This is a genomic window from Acetitomaculum ruminis DSM 5522 (assembly GCF_900112085.1).
GTDB classification, from domain to species: Bacteria; Bacillota; Clostridia; order Lachnospirales; family Lachnospiraceae; genus Acetitomaculum; species Acetitomaculum ruminis.
The window spans coordinates 1-1329 of sequence record NZ_FOJY01000051.1 but is presented as its reverse complement, the minus strand read 5'-3'; the positions used below and the strand labels follow the sequence as shown (position 1 = coordinate 1329).

At 43.2% G+C, this 1329-nt stretch carries 1 protein-coding gene; it reads right to left on the bottom strand.

Annotated elements, in window-relative coordinates; all coding sequences use genetic code 11:
* Positions 1–1318 (bottom strand): group II intron reverse transcriptase/maturase (ltrA, locus tag BM153_RS13440; RefSeq protein ID WP_092875011.1); only part of this gene is annotated, 1318 nt, incomplete at its 3' end.
* Between the last annotated feature and the right edge of the window lie 11 nt (positions 1319–1329).

Below are 1329 nucleotides of genomic sequence, written 5' to 3'. Positions count from 1 at the left end.
TTGCCATATTTACTGCAACGGTATGCGTCGTGAACCAATGGCCTCTTCGGCTGTTACCAGCCTGCCATGCTAAGTCCCCGGGTACGCCCATCTTAATCAGATTACGTACCTTTGTCTTGGGCTTCTTCCATTGTTTCCATATACTCATACGTATTCTGTGATAGAGCCATCCATTGATTTCGTCTATATTGTTCTTCATGCTTGCTATACCGTAGTAGTTAAGCCATCCTCTCGCATATACCTTGATTTTCTCAAGACTAGGCTTGATGGACTGCACAGACTTACGGGAAGATAAATCTTTCAGTTTTGACTTGAACTTCTTCCATGACTTTGGATGAACCCTGACAAAAACGCCACTTCCGTTCCTTCCCAATGCAAAGCCAAGGAATTTAAAATTTCGGATTGCAAACACGCTTACAGTACGGCTTTTCTCTCTATTAACCGTTAGCTTCAGTTTGTCTTCGAGATATTTCGTACTGCTTTCCAAGAGTCTCTCTGATGCCCTTTTGCTTTTCGCTAGAAGAACGATGTCATCTGCATATCTTATGCAGGGCACACCCCTTTTCAGAAACTCTTGGTCGAACTCATTGAGGTAGATATTCGCAAGAAGTGGAGATAAATTCCCACCTTGCGGTGAACCTTCTTCTGTATCAATGACCACTCCATTTTCCATTACCCCACTTTTCAGATAACGCTTTATTAGTTGAACTACACGTTCATCCTTTACATTCCTTCTGAGGAGATTGATAAGGATTTCATGATTCAAGGTGTCGAAATATTTTGATAAGTCCAAGACTACTGCAAAAGTGTAACCTTGTTCTGCGTATTCTTTTACCTTCTGTATAGCGTCCTTTGCGCTTCTGTTAGGGCGGTAGCCGTAGCTTCCGTTTGCGAATAATGGTTCATAGATTGGCACTAACTGTTGAGTTATTGCTTGTTGGAGTGTTCGGTCTATCACGGTAGGTATGCCAAGCTTACGCACACCTCCATCTGGTTTTGGAATCTCAACTCGCCTGACTGGCGATGGAGTATACTTACCGCGGTATATGCGGTCAGTTAACTCCTGCTGATGTTCCTTAAGGTACGGAAGTGCCTCTTCAATGGTCATACCGTCAATACCTGGCGCTCCCTTGTTTGCCTTAACTCTTTTATACGCTCTGTTAAAGTTGTCCTTATACAGTATCGCTTCCAAGAGCTTCGGCTGTGCACTGTCTCTTTCTTTCCATATCCGATTAAATGACCTAAGCGCTTTCGCATACCCTTTGTGTTCCGCACTATCTCTTTGCGAACAGCCATTGTTTTCAATGTTTTCTGCCATTAAAGGTCATT